The organism is Lysinibacillus sp. VIII_CA (genome assembly GCF_049943995.1).
Lineage (GTDB): Bacteria > Bacillota > Bacilli > Bacillales_A > Planococcaceae > Lysinibacillus > Lysinibacillus pinottii.
This window is the reverse complement of record NZ_JBNFXM010000151.1, coordinates 1-207: the sequence shown is the minus strand read 5'-3', so window position 1 is coordinate 207 and position 207 is coordinate 1. Positions and strand designations below refer to the sequence as shown.

Sequence of the window (207 nt, the reverse complement as noted above, 5' to 3'; positions counted from 1 at the left end):
ATAAGGCACTTCTTGTTCAATTTTGAACAGGAAGTGCCTTATTTCTGTCTCACTGGATCTTCTGTTGCCATATCCAAATGACATATCATACTTTGAGCGCTCTACTAGGTCGACGTCTGATACATCATTAATCGCTTTTAATAATAAGTACTTAAACATGCGAATTGGAGGAATGGTATTACGTCCATTATCTAAACAATATTTTGT

General features: G+C 35.3%; 1 protein-coding gene. It reads right to left on the bottom strand.

The annotated features are described in order from the left end of the window. Nucleotides 1–207 (bottom strand): transposase (locus ACP3VS_RS24630; protein ID WP_426390362.1); only part of this gene is annotated, 207 nt, incomplete at both ends.